Origin of the sequence: Cellulomonas sp. H30R-01, from assembly GCF_010119915.1 — a bacterium.
Lineage (GTDB): Bacteria > Actinomycetota > Actinomycetes > Actinomycetales > Cellulomonadaceae > Cellulomonas > Cellulomonas algicola.
The window spans coordinates 2,033,766-2,048,343 of the sequence record NZ_CP048210.1; the positions used below are offsets into that span (position 1 = coordinate 2,033,766).

The 14,578-nt window shown below is 73.8% G+C and carries 16 protein-coding genes; 7 read left to right on the forward strand and 9 right to left on the reverse strand.

Annotation, left to right across the window (positions count from 1 at the left end; genetic code table 11):
* The first annotated feature begins 139 nt into the window (after positions 1–139).
* The 5 genes from GXP71_RS09035 (at position 140) to GXP71_RS09055 (ending at position 6,028) form a co-directional block, all read left to right on the forward strand.
* Positions 140–1,393 (forward strand): ABC transporter substrate-binding protein, encoded by a 1,254-nt coding sequence (locus tag GXP71_RS09035; RefSeq protein WP_370521014.1) that lies wholly within the window; start codon positions 140–142, stop codon positions 1,391–1,393.
* Positions 1,394–1,428: 35 nt separating this feature from the next.
* The gene (locus GXP71_RS09040; RefSeq protein WP_162352396.1) at positions 1,429–2,358 is read left to right on the forward strand and encodes a carbohydrate ABC transporter permease; all 930 of its coding nucleotides are present in this window, start codon (positions 1,429–1,431) and stop codon (positions 2,356–2,358) included.
* Positions 2,358–3,257 (forward strand): carbohydrate ABC transporter permease, encoded by a 900-nt coding sequence (locus tag GXP71_RS09045; protein ID WP_162352397.1) that lies wholly within the window; start codon positions 2,358–2,360, stop codon positions 3,255–3,257. The genes GXP71_RS09040 and GXP71_RS09045 overlap by 1 nt, the downstream gene beginning before the upstream one ends.
* 76 nt (positions 3,258–3,333) lie before the next feature.
* On the forward strand, positions 3,334–4,410 hold the full coding sequence (locus tag GXP71_RS09050) for a DNA polymerase IV (protein ID WP_162352398.1): 1,077 nt from the start codon (positions 3,334–3,336) through the stop codon (positions 4,408–4,410).
* Positions 4,411–4,516: 106 nt separating this feature from the next.
* Positions 4,517–6,028: a diguanylate cyclase gene (locus GXP71_RS09055; protein ID WP_162352399.1), complete on the forward strand. Its 1,512-nt coding sequence runs from the start codon at positions 4,517–4,519 to the stop codon at positions 6,026–6,028.
* A 7-nt stretch (positions 6,029–6,035) separates the two neighbouring features.
* Here the strand turns inward: GXP71_RS09055 and GXP71_RS09060 are convergent, their stop codons facing one another.
* Genes GXP71_RS09060 through GXP71_RS09075 form a run of 4 tightly spaced genes read right to left on the reverse strand, consistent with a single transcriptional unit; the run spans position 6,036 to position 7,921 of the window.
* Positions 6,036–6,494, reverse strand: a complete 459-nt coding sequence (locus GXP71_RS09060; protein WP_162352400.1) for a PTS glucose transporter subunit IIA — start codon at positions 6,492–6,494, stop codon at positions 6,036–6,038.
* Positions 6,494–6,724, reverse strand: coding sequence for a glucose PTS transporter subunit EIIB (locus GXP71_RS09065; protein ID WP_162352401.1), 231 nt, complete (start codon positions 6,722–6,724; stop codon positions 6,494–6,496). The genes GXP71_RS09060 and GXP71_RS09065 overlap by 1 nt, the downstream gene beginning before the upstream one ends.
* A 43-nt stretch (positions 6,725–6,767) precedes the next feature.
* Positions 6,768–7,013: a glucose PTS transporter subunit EIIB gene (locus tag GXP71_RS09070; RefSeq protein ID WP_168679346.1), complete on the reverse strand. Its 246-nt coding sequence runs from the start codon at positions 7,011–7,013 to the stop codon at positions 6,768–6,770.
* Entirely contained in the window at positions 7,010–7,921 is a 912-nt protein-coding gene (locus GXP71_RS09075; RefSeq protein WP_238402697.1) for a GntR family transcriptional regulator, read from the reverse strand. Before GXP71_RS09075 ends, GXP71_RS09070 begins: the two co-directional genes overlap by 4 nt.
* Positions 7,922–8,136: 215 nt before the next feature.
* On the opposite strand from GXP71_RS09075, the gene GXP71_RS09080 reads away from it, so the two are divergent.
* The gene (locus GXP71_RS09080) at positions 8,137–9,474 is read left to right on the forward strand and encodes a PTS transporter subunit EIIC (protein WP_162352402.1); all 1,338 of its coding nucleotides are present in this window, start codon (positions 8,137–8,139) and stop codon (positions 9,472–9,474) included.
* Positions 9,471–11,153, forward strand: coding sequence for a phosphoenolpyruvate--protein phosphotransferase (gene ptsP / locus GXP71_RS09085; RefSeq protein WP_162352403.1), 1,683 nt, complete (start codon positions 9,471–9,473; stop codon positions 11,151–11,153). Before GXP71_RS09080 ends, ptsP begins: the two co-directional genes overlap by 4 nt.
* Before the next feature lie 108 nt (positions 11,154–11,261).
* Here ptsP and GXP71_RS09090 read toward each other — a convergent pair whose 3' ends face one another.
* From GXP71_RS09090 to GXP71_RS09110, 5 genes are all read right to left on the reverse strand, one after another.
* Entirely contained in the window at positions 11,262–11,531 is a 270-nt protein-coding gene (locus GXP71_RS09090; RefSeq protein WP_124342667.1) for an HPr family phosphocarrier protein, read from the reverse strand.
* A 74-nt stretch (positions 11,532–11,605) separates the two neighbouring features.
* Positions 11,606–12,178, reverse strand: coding sequence for a peptidoglycan-binding domain-containing protein (locus tag GXP71_RS09095; RefSeq protein ID WP_124342668.1), 573 nt, complete (start codon positions 12,176–12,178; stop codon positions 11,606–11,608).
* A gap of 122 nt (positions 12,179–12,300) precedes the next feature.
* The gene (locus tag GXP71_RS09100) at positions 12,301–12,855 is read right to left on the reverse strand and encodes a hypothetical protein (protein ID WP_124342669.1); all 555 of its coding nucleotides are present in this window, start codon (positions 12,853–12,855) and stop codon (positions 12,301–12,303) included.
* 3 nt (positions 12,856–12,858) lie between these two features.
* Complete coding sequence (locus GXP71_RS09105; protein ID WP_162352404.1) at positions 12,859–13,542, reverse strand: hypothetical protein; 684 nt, start codon at positions 13,540–13,542, stop codon at positions 12,859–12,861.
* 19 nt (positions 13,543–13,561) lie between these two features.
* Entirely contained in the window at positions 13,562–14,455 is an 894-nt protein-coding gene (locus tag GXP71_RS09110) for a DUF2589 domain-containing protein (protein ID WP_124342671.1), read from the reverse strand.
* Positions 14,456–14,578: the final 123 nt, after the last annotated feature.

A 14,578-nucleotide genomic window follows, 5' to 3' on the forward strand; every position in this document is an offset into this window, starting at 1 on the left:
GGTGGCGGCAGCCCCTGCCGCCGCAGGACACCCGAGGGGAGACGACGCCGTGCCCACGACCAGGACCGCACGACCGCCCGCACCGCAGCCGCCGCCCGACCCGGGCGCCACCTCACCCCCGACGCTCGCGTCCCGCGACGTGTCCCGACGCGCGTTCCTGCGCGGTGTCGGCGCCGTCGGCGCGGGGCTGGCGCTGGGGGCCTGCAGCCGCGGGTCGGCCGGGTCGGGCACGACCGAGATCGTGTTCTTCCAGTCGAAGCCCGAGGTCATCGGCTACTTCGACGAGCTCATCCAGCAGTTCCACGACGCGCAGAGCAAGGTCCGCGTGCGGCACGACGCCACGTCGAACCTCGCGGGGTCGTTCGTGCGCGAGCGGCCGCCGGACATCGGCTGCCTCAACTACAACTTCGAGATCTCGCGCTACGTCGAGCGCGGCGTGCTGAGCGACCTCGGCGACATGCCGGAGGCCGGCCGCATCCTGCCCGGCCTGCAGCCGCTCATCGACGTCACGGCGACGTACCCGGACCGCACGAGCGTCATCCCGTACTCGCTCATGGCCGCGGCCGTGCTCTACAACCGCACGATCTTCGCCGAGCACGACCTGACGCCGCCGACGACGTGGGACGAGCTCGTCGCGGTGTGCGACACGCTCACGGCCGCCGGTGTCACGCCGTTCTACGGCACGTACAAAGACCCGTGGACGATCGCGCAGGGCCCGTTCGACTACTCGGTCGGTGGCAGGCTCGACACCACGAGGTTCTTCAACCAGCTCAAGCGCCAGGGCACCGACGTCGGCCCCGACTCGCCGGTGTCGTTCGAGAAGCAGTTCCTCGAGCCGGTCGAGCAGATGCAGCAGCTGCTCCCCTACGACAACCCCGACGCGGCGAGCCGCGGCTACGGCGACGGCAACCTCGCGTTCGCGAGCGGCGAGGCCGCGATGTACCTGCAGGGGCCGTGGGCGATCGGGGAGATCGCGAAGACCGCCCCGGACCTCGACGTCGGCGCCTTCCCGCTGCCCATGACGGACGACCCGGCCGACCGCAAGGTGCGGGTCAACATCGACCTCGCGCTGTGGATCCCGGAGGGGTCGCGCAAGAAGGAGGCGGCGCGGGAGTTCCTCGCGTTCCTCATGCAGCCCGAGGTCATCGACGCCTACAACGCGCACGCGCTCGGGTTCGGCGTCACGACCGACGCCGCGCCCGTCACCAACCCCACGCTGGTCGAGCTCAAGGAGTACTACGACCGCTCGGCGTTCTACCTGGGCGCCTCGCAGCTCGTGCCGCAGTCCATCCCGTTGCAGAACTACACGCAGTCGCTCGCGGCCGGTGCCGCGCCCGAGCCCGTGCTGCGCACGCTCGACGCCGACTGGCGGCGTCTGGCCTTCCGCTCCTGACGACGCTCCGCCGCACTCCCCGAACGGAGAACTCCATGGCCACCGCAGCCGCGACCCGGGCCCGCCGGAGCGACGTCGCTCCCCCGCGCCCGCAGACCACGAAGGGCCGTCCGCGGGTCAACCGGACCTTATACCTCTTCCTCGTGCCCGCGCTCGTGCTGTTCACGCTGTCGATCACCCTGCCCGCGATCATGGGCATCACCCTGAGCTTCACCGACTCGGTCGGGTTCGGGGAGTTCCAGTTCACGGGCCTCACGAACTACCTGGCGCTGTTCTCCGACCCCGCGATCCGCAGCTCGTACGCGTTCACCGTCGGGTTCGCGCTCGTGACGGTCCTGCTCGTCAACGTCCTCGCGTTTCTGCTCGCGGTCGGTCTGACCGCGAAGATCCGCGCCAAGATCGCGCTGCGCGCGGTGTTCGTCCTGCCCATGGTGATCTCGGGCATCGTCATCGCGTACGTCTTCAACTTCCTGTTCTCGAACTCGGTCCCGCAGCTCGGCCAGGCGATCGGCGTCACCGCGCTCGAGCAGAGCCTGCTGGCCAACCCGGACCTCGCGTGGGTGACGATCGTCATCGTCACGGCGTGGCAGGCGATCCCGAGCGCGCTCCTCATCTACATCGCCGGCATCCTGTCGATCCCCGGCGAGGTGTACGAGGCCGCGGCCATGGACGGCGCGACGCCGATGCGGCGCCTGCTGTCGATCACACTCCCGCTCGTCGCCGGCTACGTCGTCATCAACATGGTCATCGGGTTCAAGAACTTCCTGAACGCCTACGACATCATCGTCGGCCTCACCAACGGCGGTCCCGGCACCGCGACGCGCAGCGTCGCCATGACCATCTTCACCGGCTTCACCGGCGGCGACTACGCCTACCAGATGGCCAACGCGACGATCTTCTTCCTCATCGCCGTCGTGCTCGCCGTCGTCCAGCTGCGCCTGACCCGCGGAAGGAACGCGTTCTGATGACTGCCCAGACGCTCGTCACCACGACCCCCGGCCAGGTCCCGGTCCGCCGACGCCGACGCTTCCTCGGCCGCGGCGGGGAGGACCGCCCCAGCTGGGGCGCCACGACCACGCTGCTCGTCTGCACGCTCGCCGTCTTCCTGCCGCTCTACGCGACGGTCACGATGGCGTTCAAGACGACCGCGCAGTCCGTCGACGGCCAGGTCTTCTCGCTGCCGTCGCCGTTCAGCGTCGACGGGTTCGTCGAGGCGTGGAAGCTCACCGACTTCCCGCGCGGCTTCGCGATCTCCGTGTTCGTCACGGCCGTCACCGTCGTCGGCACCGTCGGGCTCGCGTCGTTCGCCGCCTACGCGATCGCGCGCAACTGGGACCGGCGCTTCTTCCGGTACTCGTTCTTCTACCTGCTCGCGGCGATGTTCCTGCCCTTCCCCGTCCTCGCGCTGTCGCAGGTCAAGCTCACCGGCATGGTCGGCCTGGCCAACCCGGTCGGCGTCGCGCTGCTGCACGTGATGTTCCAGCTCTCGTTCAGCGTGCTGCTGTTCACGGCCTTCATCCGCGGCCTGCCCGAGGAGCTCGAGGAGAGCGCGCGGCTCGACGGCGCGACCACGTGGATGGTGTTCCGGCACATCGTCTTCCCGATGATGGCGCCCATGAGCGCGACCGTCGCGATCTTCGCGTTCCTCGCCTCGTGGAACGACTTCATGATGCCGTCGCTCATCACCGCCGACTCGACGCTCCAGACGCTCCCGGTGCTGCAGAGCGTCTTCCAGACGCAGTTCAGCAGCAACTACAACGTCGCGTTCGCGTCCTACCTCATGGCGATGGCGCCCGCGATCATCGTCTACCTGTTCACCCAGCGCTGGGTCATGGCCGGCGTCACGCAGGGGGCGATCAAGTAGGTCACCCGCCGCGGCCGCCCGGCGACAGCGGCCTTCGCCCGGCGTCCGGAGGCTCCGACGGGCACACTCAGGGGGCATGGGCACGGACCTCCCCTGGGTGCTGCACGTCGACCTCGACCAGTTCGTCGCGGCCGTCGAGGTGCTGCGACGGCCCGAGCTCGCCGGGCGGCAGGTCGTCGTCGGCGGTCGCGGCGACCCGACCGAGCGGGGCGTCGTCTCGACCGCGTCGTACGAGGCCCGCGAGCACGGGGTGCGGTCCGGGATGCCGCTGCGGATCGCGGCGCGCAAGCTCCCCGACGGCGTGTTCCTGCCCGTCGACGCGCCCGAGTACGAGGCGGTGTCCGAGCGCGTCATGGCGACGCTGCGCACGCTCGACGTCGTCGTCGAGGTGCTCGGCTGGGACGAGGCGTTCCTGGGCGCGCGGACGGACGACCCGGAGGCGCTGGCCCGCCGGGCGCAGGAGGCGGTGCTGCACGAGACACGCCTGCACTGCTCGGTGGGCGTCGGCGACAACAAGGTCCGGGCCAAGATCGCGACCGAGTTCGGCAAGCCCGCGGGCGTCTTCCGGCTCACCGCGGACAACTGGTTCGAGGTCATGGGCGACCGCCCGACGATCGACCTGTGGGGCGTCGGCACCAAGGTGTCGAAGCGGCTCGCCGCGCTGGGCGTCACCACCGTGCGCGAGCTCGCCGACTCGCCCGCCGACGCGCTCGTCGCCGAGTTCGGGCCCCGGATGGGCGTCTGGTACCACGACCTGGGGCACGGCCTCGGTCCGACGACGGTCGACGACAGCCCGTGGGTCCCGCGCGGCCACAGCCGCGAGACGACGTTCCAGCAGAACCTCACGACGCCCGAGCAGGTGCGTGAGGCGGTGCTCGCGCTCGCACGCGACGTCGTGCAGGACACCGCACAGGACGGGCGGCCGGTCGTGCGCGTCGCGCTCAAGGTGCGCTACGCGCCCTTCGTCACGACGACGATGAGCCGCAAGCTGCCCGCGCCCACGACCGACGCGGCCACGGTCGTCGAGGCGGCCGCAGCCCTGGCAGGGAAGATCGAGGACCGCGAGGTCCGGCTGCTCGGCGTCCGCGCCGAGATGGCCGCGCCCGGCGACGCCGACCCCGTCGAGCGCACGCCCGTCCGCGGCCGGATCTGACACCCGGACGGGCGACGGCCGCTCGGGCGACGCCCGCCCGGGTGGCGCGCGCCGCCGCCCCTCATGACGCACCACGTCCTGCCGACAGGTCGGGACGGAGGTGTCCGTGCCCACCCTCGTCGAGGCCGTCTCGCTGCTCGCCGCCGTCGTGGCGACCGCGACGGGGATCCTCGTCGTGCGGCGACGCCGGACGTCTCCCCTCGCGCTCCCGCTCGCCGTGATGATGTTCGGCGCGTCGCTGTGGGCGACGGCCCGCGCGCTGCTGCACGTCGCGCAGGGCTCGGTGCCGGCGACCGTCGCCCTGCACTACCTCGTCTTCCCCGGCGCAGCCGCGGTCGCCGGGGCGACGTTCTGGTACCTCGCGGTGCTCTCGGGCCGCCGGCTGTCGCGACGCGCCGGGCTGCTGCTGCTCGTGCACCCCGTCCTGCTGGTGGTCGCGCTCGTGCTCGACCCCGTGCACGAGTGGTTCCTCCGGCTGCACGTCGACGGGACGACGGTCACCGTGGGCGCGGCGCCGGTGTTCTGGGTGCACACCGCCTACTGCTACGCGCTCGTCGTCGCGGCCATCGTCCTGGGCCTGGGCGCGATGGTGCGGGCCGTCCCCGGGCACCGGCGCGTGTTCGCGGTCGCCGTCCTGGCCGCGACGATCCCGACCGTCGGCAACGTCGTGACGACGCTCGTCGCCGCCCGCTCGGAGAACCCGCACCTCACGCCCGCGTTCCTCCTGGTCAGCGCCGCGATCTGGTGGTGGGTCGAGCGGTTCGGCGGGCACAGCGCGGTCGTGCCGGTCACGACGCGGCAGGTGCTCGACGTCCTCGACGACGCGGTCGTCGTGCTCGACCCGCGCGGCCGGGTCCTCGACGCCAACCCCGCGGCGCGCGCCCTGGTGGGTGCGCCCGACGGGAGCCTCGACGCGCATCCCGACGCGCCGTGGGGCGCCGTCCTCGACGGCGACGGCGCGGGCCCCGACGAGGGCACCCTGACGACCGCGACCGGAGCCGTGCTCGATGTCCGTGTGACACCGCTGACGGACGCGGTCGGACGTGCCGCCGGCACGGTCGTCGTGCTGCGCGACGTCACCGAGCTCGAGCGCCTGCGCGCCGAGCTCGTCGACCAGGCGACGCGCGACGGGCTCACCGGCCTGCACAACCGCCGGGCGCTCGGGCAGCGGCTCGCCGAGGCCGTCGACGACGCCGGGCGCACCGGCCGGCCGCTCAGCATGGTGCTCGTCGACGTCGACCACTTCAAGGCGGTCAACGACTCGCACGGTCACGCGGTCGGCGACGCGGTGCTCGCCGCGGTCGGCCGGGAGCTCGCCGCGGCGACCCGGGACGGCGAGACCGCCGCCCGGCTCGGCGGCGAGGAGTTCGTGCTGCTGCTGCCCGGGGTCACGGCCACCGAGGCGACCCGTCGCGCCGACGACGTGCGCGCGCGGTGCGCGGGACTCCGCGTACCGAGCGGTCGCGCGCCGGTCCGGCTCACGCTCAGCGCGGGCGTCGCGACGCTCGCGCCCGGCGGCACGGCCGACGACATGCTGCGCGCCGCGGACGACGCGATGTACGCGGCGAAGGACGCCGGCCGCGACCAGGTGGTGGGAGCGGCTGAGCCCGCGTCCTGACGTGCCGCTACGCCCACTCGAGGAACGGGTCGCCCGCGCTCACGCCGTCGCCGGGCTCGGCGTGCCGGGACAGCGTCGCCGGCGCGGCGTCGAGCGCGACCACGGGGCACACGGGTGAGCGCCCGCCGGCCGCGACGGCCGCCGGGTCCCAGGTCACCAGGACCTGCCCCGCCCGCACCGCCTCGCCCTCCGCGACGAGCAGCGTGAACCCCTCGCCGCCCAGCTGGACCGTGTTGATGCCCAGGTGGACGAGCACGCCACGACCGTCGGCGGTCTCGACGACGAACGCGTGCGCGTGCAGCTTCGCGACGGTGCCGTCGACGGGCGCGACGACCTCGGCCGGCGCGTCGCGCGCGGGGTCGATCGCGAGGCCCGGCCCGACGAGCTCCCCGGCGAACACCGGGTCGTCGACGTCCGTCATCGCGACGACGCGGCCGGCGACGGGCGCGAGGATCGGCAGGGCCATCAGCGCAGGTCCTCGATGTCGGAGGCCAGCGTGTCGGCCTCGGGTCCGACGACGACCTGCACGGCGACGCCCGAGCGCACCACCGCGATCGCCCCGGCGGCCTTCAGCGCGGCGTCGTCGACGCGCGACGGGTCCTCGACCTCGACGCGCAGCCGCGTGACGCAGGGCTCCAGGTCGAGGACGTTCGCGTCGCCGCCGAGCGCCGCGAGGATCTGCGCTGCCTTGCTCATCGTGGTGCTCCTTCGTCCGGGCGCCGGTCGGGGACCGGCGGGGTCACATCAGGTCGTCGAGGTCCGTGGCGATCGTGTCGGCGTTCGGGCCGACGACGACCTGCACGACACGGCCCGAGATCATCACACCGAAGGCGCCCGCGGCGCGCAGGGCGGCCGCGTCGACGCGGGCGGTGTCCCGGACCAGCGAGCGCAGCCGGGTCGTGCAGGGCTCGATCTCGTCGATGTTTTCGACACCGCCGAGCGCGGCCAGGATCGCCGCGGCCTGCTCCATGCCTTCGGGTCTCATGGCCGTTCTCCTCGTGCTGCCGCGGCGGCGGGGGCGTGCCGCGTCGTCGTGGGGGGCGCCGCCGGGTCGGCGGCGAGGGTCGGGACGTCGGTGCGGGCGCCGTCGTCGCCGCCCGGCGCCCGCCGGCGCGGCACGAGCGACGGTCGCGGCGCACGCAGCGGCACCCAGACGCTGTACCGGTCGGCCCGGTAGCAGGAGCGGGAGTACATCGTGGCGCCCTGCGCGCTGTAGGTGCGGCGGGCGGCCCGCAGCACCGCGCGGCGGTCGCCGAGGCCGAGCAGCGACGCCTCGGTGTCGGTCGCGTCGTCGGCGGACAGCGTGTCCTCGCCCCACTCGGGCGCCAGGCCGCGGGCGCGCAGCGCGTCGTACATGCTGGGAGGCGCGCCGCCGTCGAGGAGGTCGGGCGCGAGCGCGGCCGGTACCCAGACCTGCTCGATGCTCATCGGGTCGCCGTCGGCGCTGCGCACCCGGTACAGGTAGTGCACCTTGGCGCGCGGCTCGAGCTCGAGGGCGGCCGCGACGTCGGGCGTCGCGGCGACGGTCTGCGCCGCGAGGACGGCCGTGGCCGGCTCCATGCCGCGGCGGCGCATCTCCTCGCCGAACGTCGTCAGGCGCATCTCGAAGTCCATGCGCTGCGGCGCGACGAACGTGCCGCGGCCCTGCTCGCGGACCAGGACGCCCTCGGTGACGAGCGCGTCGACGGCCTGCCGCACGGTCATCCGGGACAGCCCGAACTGCTGGCACAGCGTGCGCTCGGACGGGATCGCGTCGCCGACCCGCAGGCCCTGCGCGACGAGCCCCACGAGGTGGTCGCGGACGGCGAGGTACTTGTGCGCGACGGGCGTGTCGTCGGCGTCGTCGCCGCGCGCCGGGTCGTCGTCTGCCCGCTGGTCCGCGTCCAGGTCCACTCCTCAGAACGGCTTGGCGGGCCGGCCTCCCCGGTGACCGGGGGCGGCTCCGCGTCGTCGCGGTGTGACCCTTGACACATGATGAGGTCTAGACCACTCTGTGCGCAACTGGTCCAGACCAGGACACAGCGCGGCGCTCCACGACGCATCGGGTCCGCCGCCGGTCCCTCCCCCTCGGCCCCCGCACGTCATCGACCCTCAACGAGGAGTGCTCCATGACCACCGCCGTCGTCGACCCCGTCGACACCCCGCGCAAGGGGATCCCCGGCCTCCCGCAGCTCCAGCGGATCGGCCGCTCCCTCATGCTCCCCATCGCGTCGCTGCCCGCGGCCGCGCTCCTGCTGCGGCTCGGCCAGGCCGACATGCTCGGCGCCGACGGGCTCGGCGCGCACGCGGCGTGGCTGCTGCCCGTCGCCGCCGTGCTCGCCGCCGCCGGTGACGCGCTCTTCGCGAACCTGCCCCTGCTGTTCGCGCTCGGCGTGGCGGTCGGCTACGCCCGCAAGTCCGACGGCTCCACGGGCCTCGCGGCGGTGATCGGGTACCTGGTGTTCAAGGGCGTCACGACGGCCCTCTCGCCGTTCATCCTCGGCGAGGCGGCCGAGGGCGAGAAGCAGGAGCTCATCAACTACGGCGTGCTCGGCGGCATCGTCATCGGCCTCGTCGCCGCGCTGCTCTACCAGAAGTACTACCGGATCAAGCTCCCGCCCTACCTGGCGTTCTTCGGCGGCCGCCGGTTCGTGCCGATCGTCACCGCGGGCGCGGCGATCCTCATCGCGGTCGTGGCGGCGCTCATCTACCCCGCCTTCGACGCGGGCTTCACCGCGGTCGGCGAGTGGGTCACCGGCTCGACGATCCTCGGCGCGTTCGTCTACGGCACCGCCAACCGCCTGCTCGTCCCGATCGGCCTGCACCACCTGCTCAACTCGCTGCCGTGGTTCCAGTTCGGCGAGTACACCGACGCCAACGGCGACGTCTGGAACGGCGACATCGCGCGCTTCCTGCACGGCGACCCGACCGCCGGCACGTTCATGACGGGCTTCTTCCCGATCATGATGTTCGCGCTGCCCGCCGCGGCCCTCGCGATCGTGCACACGTCGAAGGCGAAGAACCGCAAGGTCATCGCGGGCATCATGGGCTCGGCCGCGCTCGTCTCGTTCGTCACCGGCGTCACCGAGCCGCTCGAGTTCGCGTTCGTCTACGTGGCCTACCCGCTGTACGCGATCCACGCGGTGCTCACCGGCACGTCGCTCGCGCTCACCAACGCGCTCGGCATCCGGGACGGGTTCGGGTTCTCCGCCGGCGCGATCGACTACGTCCTCAACTTCCGCATCGCCGAGCAGCCGCTGCTGCTGATACTGATCGGGCTCGGGTACGCGGTCCTCTACTACTTCCTGTTCCGCTGGGTCATCACGCGGTGGAACCTGCGCACCCCCGGCCGCGAGGACGACGACGTCGCGCCCGTCGACCCGACCGCCGACGTGGTCGACGTCCCGTCACCGCGCACGGAGAAGCCGGCGCCGCCCGCCGCGCCCGCGACCGACGCGGCGCGATGACCAGCACCGCTCTCGTCCTGCGCGGCGTCGGGGTCAGCCCCGGACGCCGCGCAGGCGTGGTCGCCCGCATGCCCGACCCGCTGCCCGCACCGTCGAGCGAGCCGCTGCCCCCCGGCACCGACCTGGCGGCGGCCGCCGACCGCGTCGACGCGGCGGCCGCGACCGTGCACGACGCGCTCCTGGCCGCCGCCGGGAGCGCGCGTGGCGAGGCCGCGCAGGTGCTCGCCGTGACGGCGGAGATGGCGGCCGACCCCACGCTCGTGGACGAGGCGCGGCGCCGGGTCCTCGAGTCGTCCGCGACGCCGCAGCGCGCGGTCTGGGACGCGGCCGCGGGCGTCGCCGAGCAGCTCGTCGCGCTCGGCGGCCTGTTCGCCGAGCGGGCGCGCGACGTCCAGGACGTGCGCGACCGCGTCGTCGCGACGCTCACGGGCGCCCCGGTGCCGGGAGTCCCCGACCGCGACGCGCCGTTCGTGCTGGTCGCCCGCGACCTCGCCCCGGCCGACGCCGCGCGCCTCTCGCCCGACCGCGTGCTCGCGCTCGTGACCGAGGGCGGCGGGCCGACGTCGCACACCGCGATCCTGGCCCGCTCGCTCGGCATCCCCGCGGTGGTCGCGGTCGCCGGGGCGGGCACGCTGCGCGACGGCGACACGGTGCTGGTCGACGGCTCGCTGGGTGCCGTGACCCCCGACCCGGACGCCGAGGCGGTCGAGCGTGCGAGCCGGCCGGCGCGTCGGGCGACGCGCCTGTCCGCAGCTGGCGCGACCGCCGACGGGCTGCCCGTCGCGCTGCTCGCCAACGTCGCCGACCCCGCGGGCGCCGCGGCCGCCGCGGCAGCCGGTGCCGAGGGCGTGGGCCTGCTGCGCACCGAGCTGGGCTTCCTCGGCCGGACCGCCGCGCCCGGGATCGACGAGCAGGTCGCCGCCTACCGGCAGGTGCTCGCGGCGTTCCCGGGCCGCAGGGTCGTGGTGCGCACGCTCGACGCGGGCGCCGACAAGCCGCTCCCGTTCGTCACCGCGCCCGACGAGCCGAACCCCGCGCTGGGGGTCCGCGGGCTGCGCACGTCATGGGAGCACCCGCGGGTCCTCGACGACCAGCTCGCCGCGATCGCCGCGGCCGCCCGCGACTGCGACGCGGACGTCTGGGTCATGGCGCCGATGGTCGCGACCGCCGACGAGGCGCGGGACTTCGTCGAGCGGTGCGCGGCCCACGGTCTGCAGCAGGCGGGCGTGATGGTCGAGGTGCCGTCCGCGGCGCTGCGGTCGCGCGACCTGCTCGTGCACGCGACGTTCGCCAGCATCGGCACCAACGACCTCACGCAGTACGCGATGGCGGCCGACCGTGAGCTCGCGCGCCTGGCCCGGCTGTCGACGCCCTGGCAGCCCGCCGTGCTCGACCTCGTCGCCGCCACGTGCGCGGGCGGCCTGCTCCGCGACCGTCCGGTCGGGGTGTGCGGCGAGGCGGCGGCGGACCCGGCCCTCGCGCCCGTCCTGGTCGGCCTCGGCGTCTCGTCGCTGTCCATGACCCCGCGCGCGCTGCCCGAGGTCGGCGCGGTGCTCGCGAGCGTGACGGCGGCGCAGTGCCGTGAGCTCGCTGAGGTCGCCCTCGCGGCCGACGGGGCCGACGCCGCGCGGGAGGCCGTGCGAGCCCGGCTGCCCCTGCTCGACGACCTCGGGCTCTGACGCCGAACTGGGTCGGGGCGGCGTCGTGCGGGACGCCGCCCCGGCCTTCGTCAGTGGTCAGCTCGCGTGGTCGGCCCGCGAGGTCAGCTCACCGGTCGGCTCGCGTGGTCAGCTCACGGCGGCGCGGCTGAGGAAGGTCTCGAGGGCGTCGAGCGAGGCGGCTGCCTCGTCGTCGTCGGCCTCGGTCGCGAGGGTCACCTCGTCACCCGCGCACACGCCCAGCGTGATGACGGACAGGATCGAACGTGCCGGTGCGGGCTTCGACCCGTCCTTCGCAATGGTCACCGGTGCGGGCTGTCGCGCGGCCTCCGCGACGAAGAGCGCGGCGGGCCGGGCGTGCAGGCCCTCCTCGATCGCGACGACGACGGAACGCTGCATGGCCTGCCTCCTGGCGGTCGACGATGACACCGGCAGGCTACTGGTCTAGACCATGATGGTCCAGGCCGGGAGCGTCAGTGCCCGTCGTGCGACCAGTGCGGAGGATCCGACGCGAGCTTGTGGACACGGAACAGGTCGGCGCCGAGCCGGTGCAGCTCGGTGTTGCCCGCGCCCGTGCGCGGCCGGTCCGGGATCTCCCAGAGGTTGCCCGACCCCGGCAGCTTCAGCAGCAGGGTGCCTGTCCAGGTGATCGTCATGTCGATCGCGGTGCCGCGCGTGTGGTTCGACGTCAGGCTCGCGACGTGCGCCATGCGCGCGAGCTGCACCATCTCCATCGCCGCGTCCCGCGAGGCCTTCTCGCTCTCGTGCACCCAGTCGATGTCGACCCCGGATCGGGGCGGGACGTCCTCGGCCGCGACCTGACCGTGCGCGACACGCCACGCGTAGTGCATGAGGTACGCGCGGCTCGGGTGCCGCAGGGTGCTGCTGACGACGACGGACGCCTCCCCCCAGCGCAGTGCGTCGACGAACCGGCCGACCCGGTACCTGAAGTCCGGCGCGAGGTCCGCCAGGTCCCGGCTGTTCGGGAAGCGCGCGTTGTGCTGGCGCCACCACGTGGCACCGCTGAGGTTCGACTTGGCGGGCACGGTCCCGCTCCTCTCGGTCGTGTCGGTCGTGCCGGTCGTGCCGGTCGTGCCGGTCGTGCCGGTCGTGTCGGTCGTCTTGTTCGTGCCGGTCGTCCCGCCGCGGCGGCCGTCCCGACCCGACGTCAGGTCTGCAGGTCGACGAGGCGGCGTCCCAGGACCATGAGCGCGTCCTGCCGCCCGACGAGCCCGTGGAGCTGCACGACGCCCCCGGCGGTGCGGGGGTCGTCGCGCAGTGCGCGCAGCGCCTCGGACGGGGACCCGTCGGCGGCGGACGGCCCGAGGACGCCGGTCGCCGCGCCGACGGCCAGGACGTTGCGGGCGACGTCCTCGGCGTCGGAGAACCGCCGCCGCGACGCCGAGAGCTCGACGTCCAGGTCCTCGACCACCCGCTTCACGACGGCGACCGCCCGAGCCTGTCGGGCGGACCGCCGTTCGCGCGTCGCGGAGCCGCCGTCGGGGCCGACCCGCGCGGACCGGGCGGCGACGAGCTCGGCGCGCGCCGCGGCGACGCGCGAGCTCAGCGGCAGGCGGTTCTGACGCAAAGCCTCCTCGACCCGGACCAGCCAGCGGTCGACGGCCGGCTCGAAGTCCGCCGCCCGCGCGTGGAACCGGTCGAGGACGTCGGCGGCCTCCAGGAGCAGACCCTGGAGCTCCTCGTGCTGCAGCAGGCGAAGCATCGTCTACTCCGGGACCAGGCGTGACGCGTCGCCGCCGGCCTGCTCGACGACCGTCCACTCGACGGCCTCCTCGGTGAGCGTGAGGCTCAGCTCGAGGAGGTGGTCGCCGGTCTCGCGCAGCTGGGCGTCGGTCACCAGCACCTCGAGGCGTGGCGGCTGGACGCGAGCCTCGACGAGGGCGACCCGGAGCCGCTCCCGCAGGCGCGCCCGCAGGTCGTCGGCGGTCGTGCCCAGGCGCCCCAGCAGAACCCTCTCCGGCAGGGCCGCCGTGGCCACGGACGCGAGGTCCTCGGCCACGGCTCGCTCCCCGACGAGGTCGACGTCACCGGCGACGAGCGCGTCGATGCGCGCACCGACGACCCGGTCGAGCTCGCGTCGCGTGTCGTCGGGCAGCGTCGCCCCGAGCGCGGCGAGCTCGTCGTCGAGCACGGTCTGGAACGCGGGCCGCAGGCGTGACCCGTCGAGGACCCCGCCCACGGTCCCGGCGGTGACCCCGTCGAGCCGCTCGACGGCGACCGGGACACGGATCGTCAGCGTGGGCAGCCGGAACCGTGGCACCGGGAAGTGCTGGAGCAGCGGGTCGTGCGCGTACAGGTCCGCGACCCTGACCGCCTCGACGTCTCCCTGGACGCGGGCGAGGGCGATCTCACGGTTCAGCGCGCCCAGGAAGTCGCCGAGGTAGGCCATCGTCGTCCCTCCGTCCGCGTCAGCGCACGGTCAGCGGGGCGGGTGCCGACGTCGGCTGCGCCGTGATCGCGTCCTCGAGGATGCCGAGCAGCCGCTCCATGCCGGCCGGCATCTCGTCCTGGACGGCGGAGATGCGGACCGCGAGCGAGTACGTGCGCTCCACGTTGGTGCCGGTCTGCGTGGTGCGCTGGTACGCGGCGCTGACCTTGAGGGTCGCCGAGCCCCAGGCCCACTTGGCGCCCACCTCGAGCGAGCCGTCGACCTTGATCGACTCGTCCGTCTTGGTGTACTCGACGGAGTTGATCTTGGCGTTGAAGTCGATGCTCGTGCTCTCCACCCGGATGTACGGGATGGGCAGCATGGTGAGGATCGGCACCTCGAGCTGCATCTGCTGGATCTGCGCGGGTTGCGCCGGCCGGTTCGCCGTCGCCGTGGCCGCACCGCCGGTGCCGGGGTCGTTGGCCGCCGCCGTGATCCGGACGGTCGGGTCGGCGGTGTAGCCGCTCCCGGCGGTGGTGATCGTGATCCCCGTGATCGCGCCGTTCGCGACGGTGGCCGTGGCCGTCGCGGTCGTGCCGCCGCCGCCCGGGGCGCTCACCGTGACGGTCGGCGCCTGCACGTAACCGCTGCCGGCGTTCGTGACCGTGATCGACCCGACCTGCCCGTTGCCGTTGCCGACGGCGGGCACGTAGGGCGCGACCTCCTTCGGGTACTTGAAGGACACGTAGATCGGCTCGCCCGTCGACGCGGCCGCGGGGTCCTGCTCGGTGCCGGTCTTCTTGAAGCCGACCTCCTTGATGAAGCTGACGGTGCTCATCGCGGCCTGCGACTGCGCGCGGACCACGGCGACCAGGGGGCCGCCGAGCATCGACTCGAAGTTGATGCTCGACAGCTCGTCTCCGGGCGTGGGCATGGGAGTTCTCCTTGACGAGAGGGACGAATCGGACACGTCGAGTCTCGGGATCTGCTCGCGCGTCGTCGTCCAGCCCACGGGGTGTCCGCGACGTACGCCCCGGGGTGCAGCCGGCGATCAGGG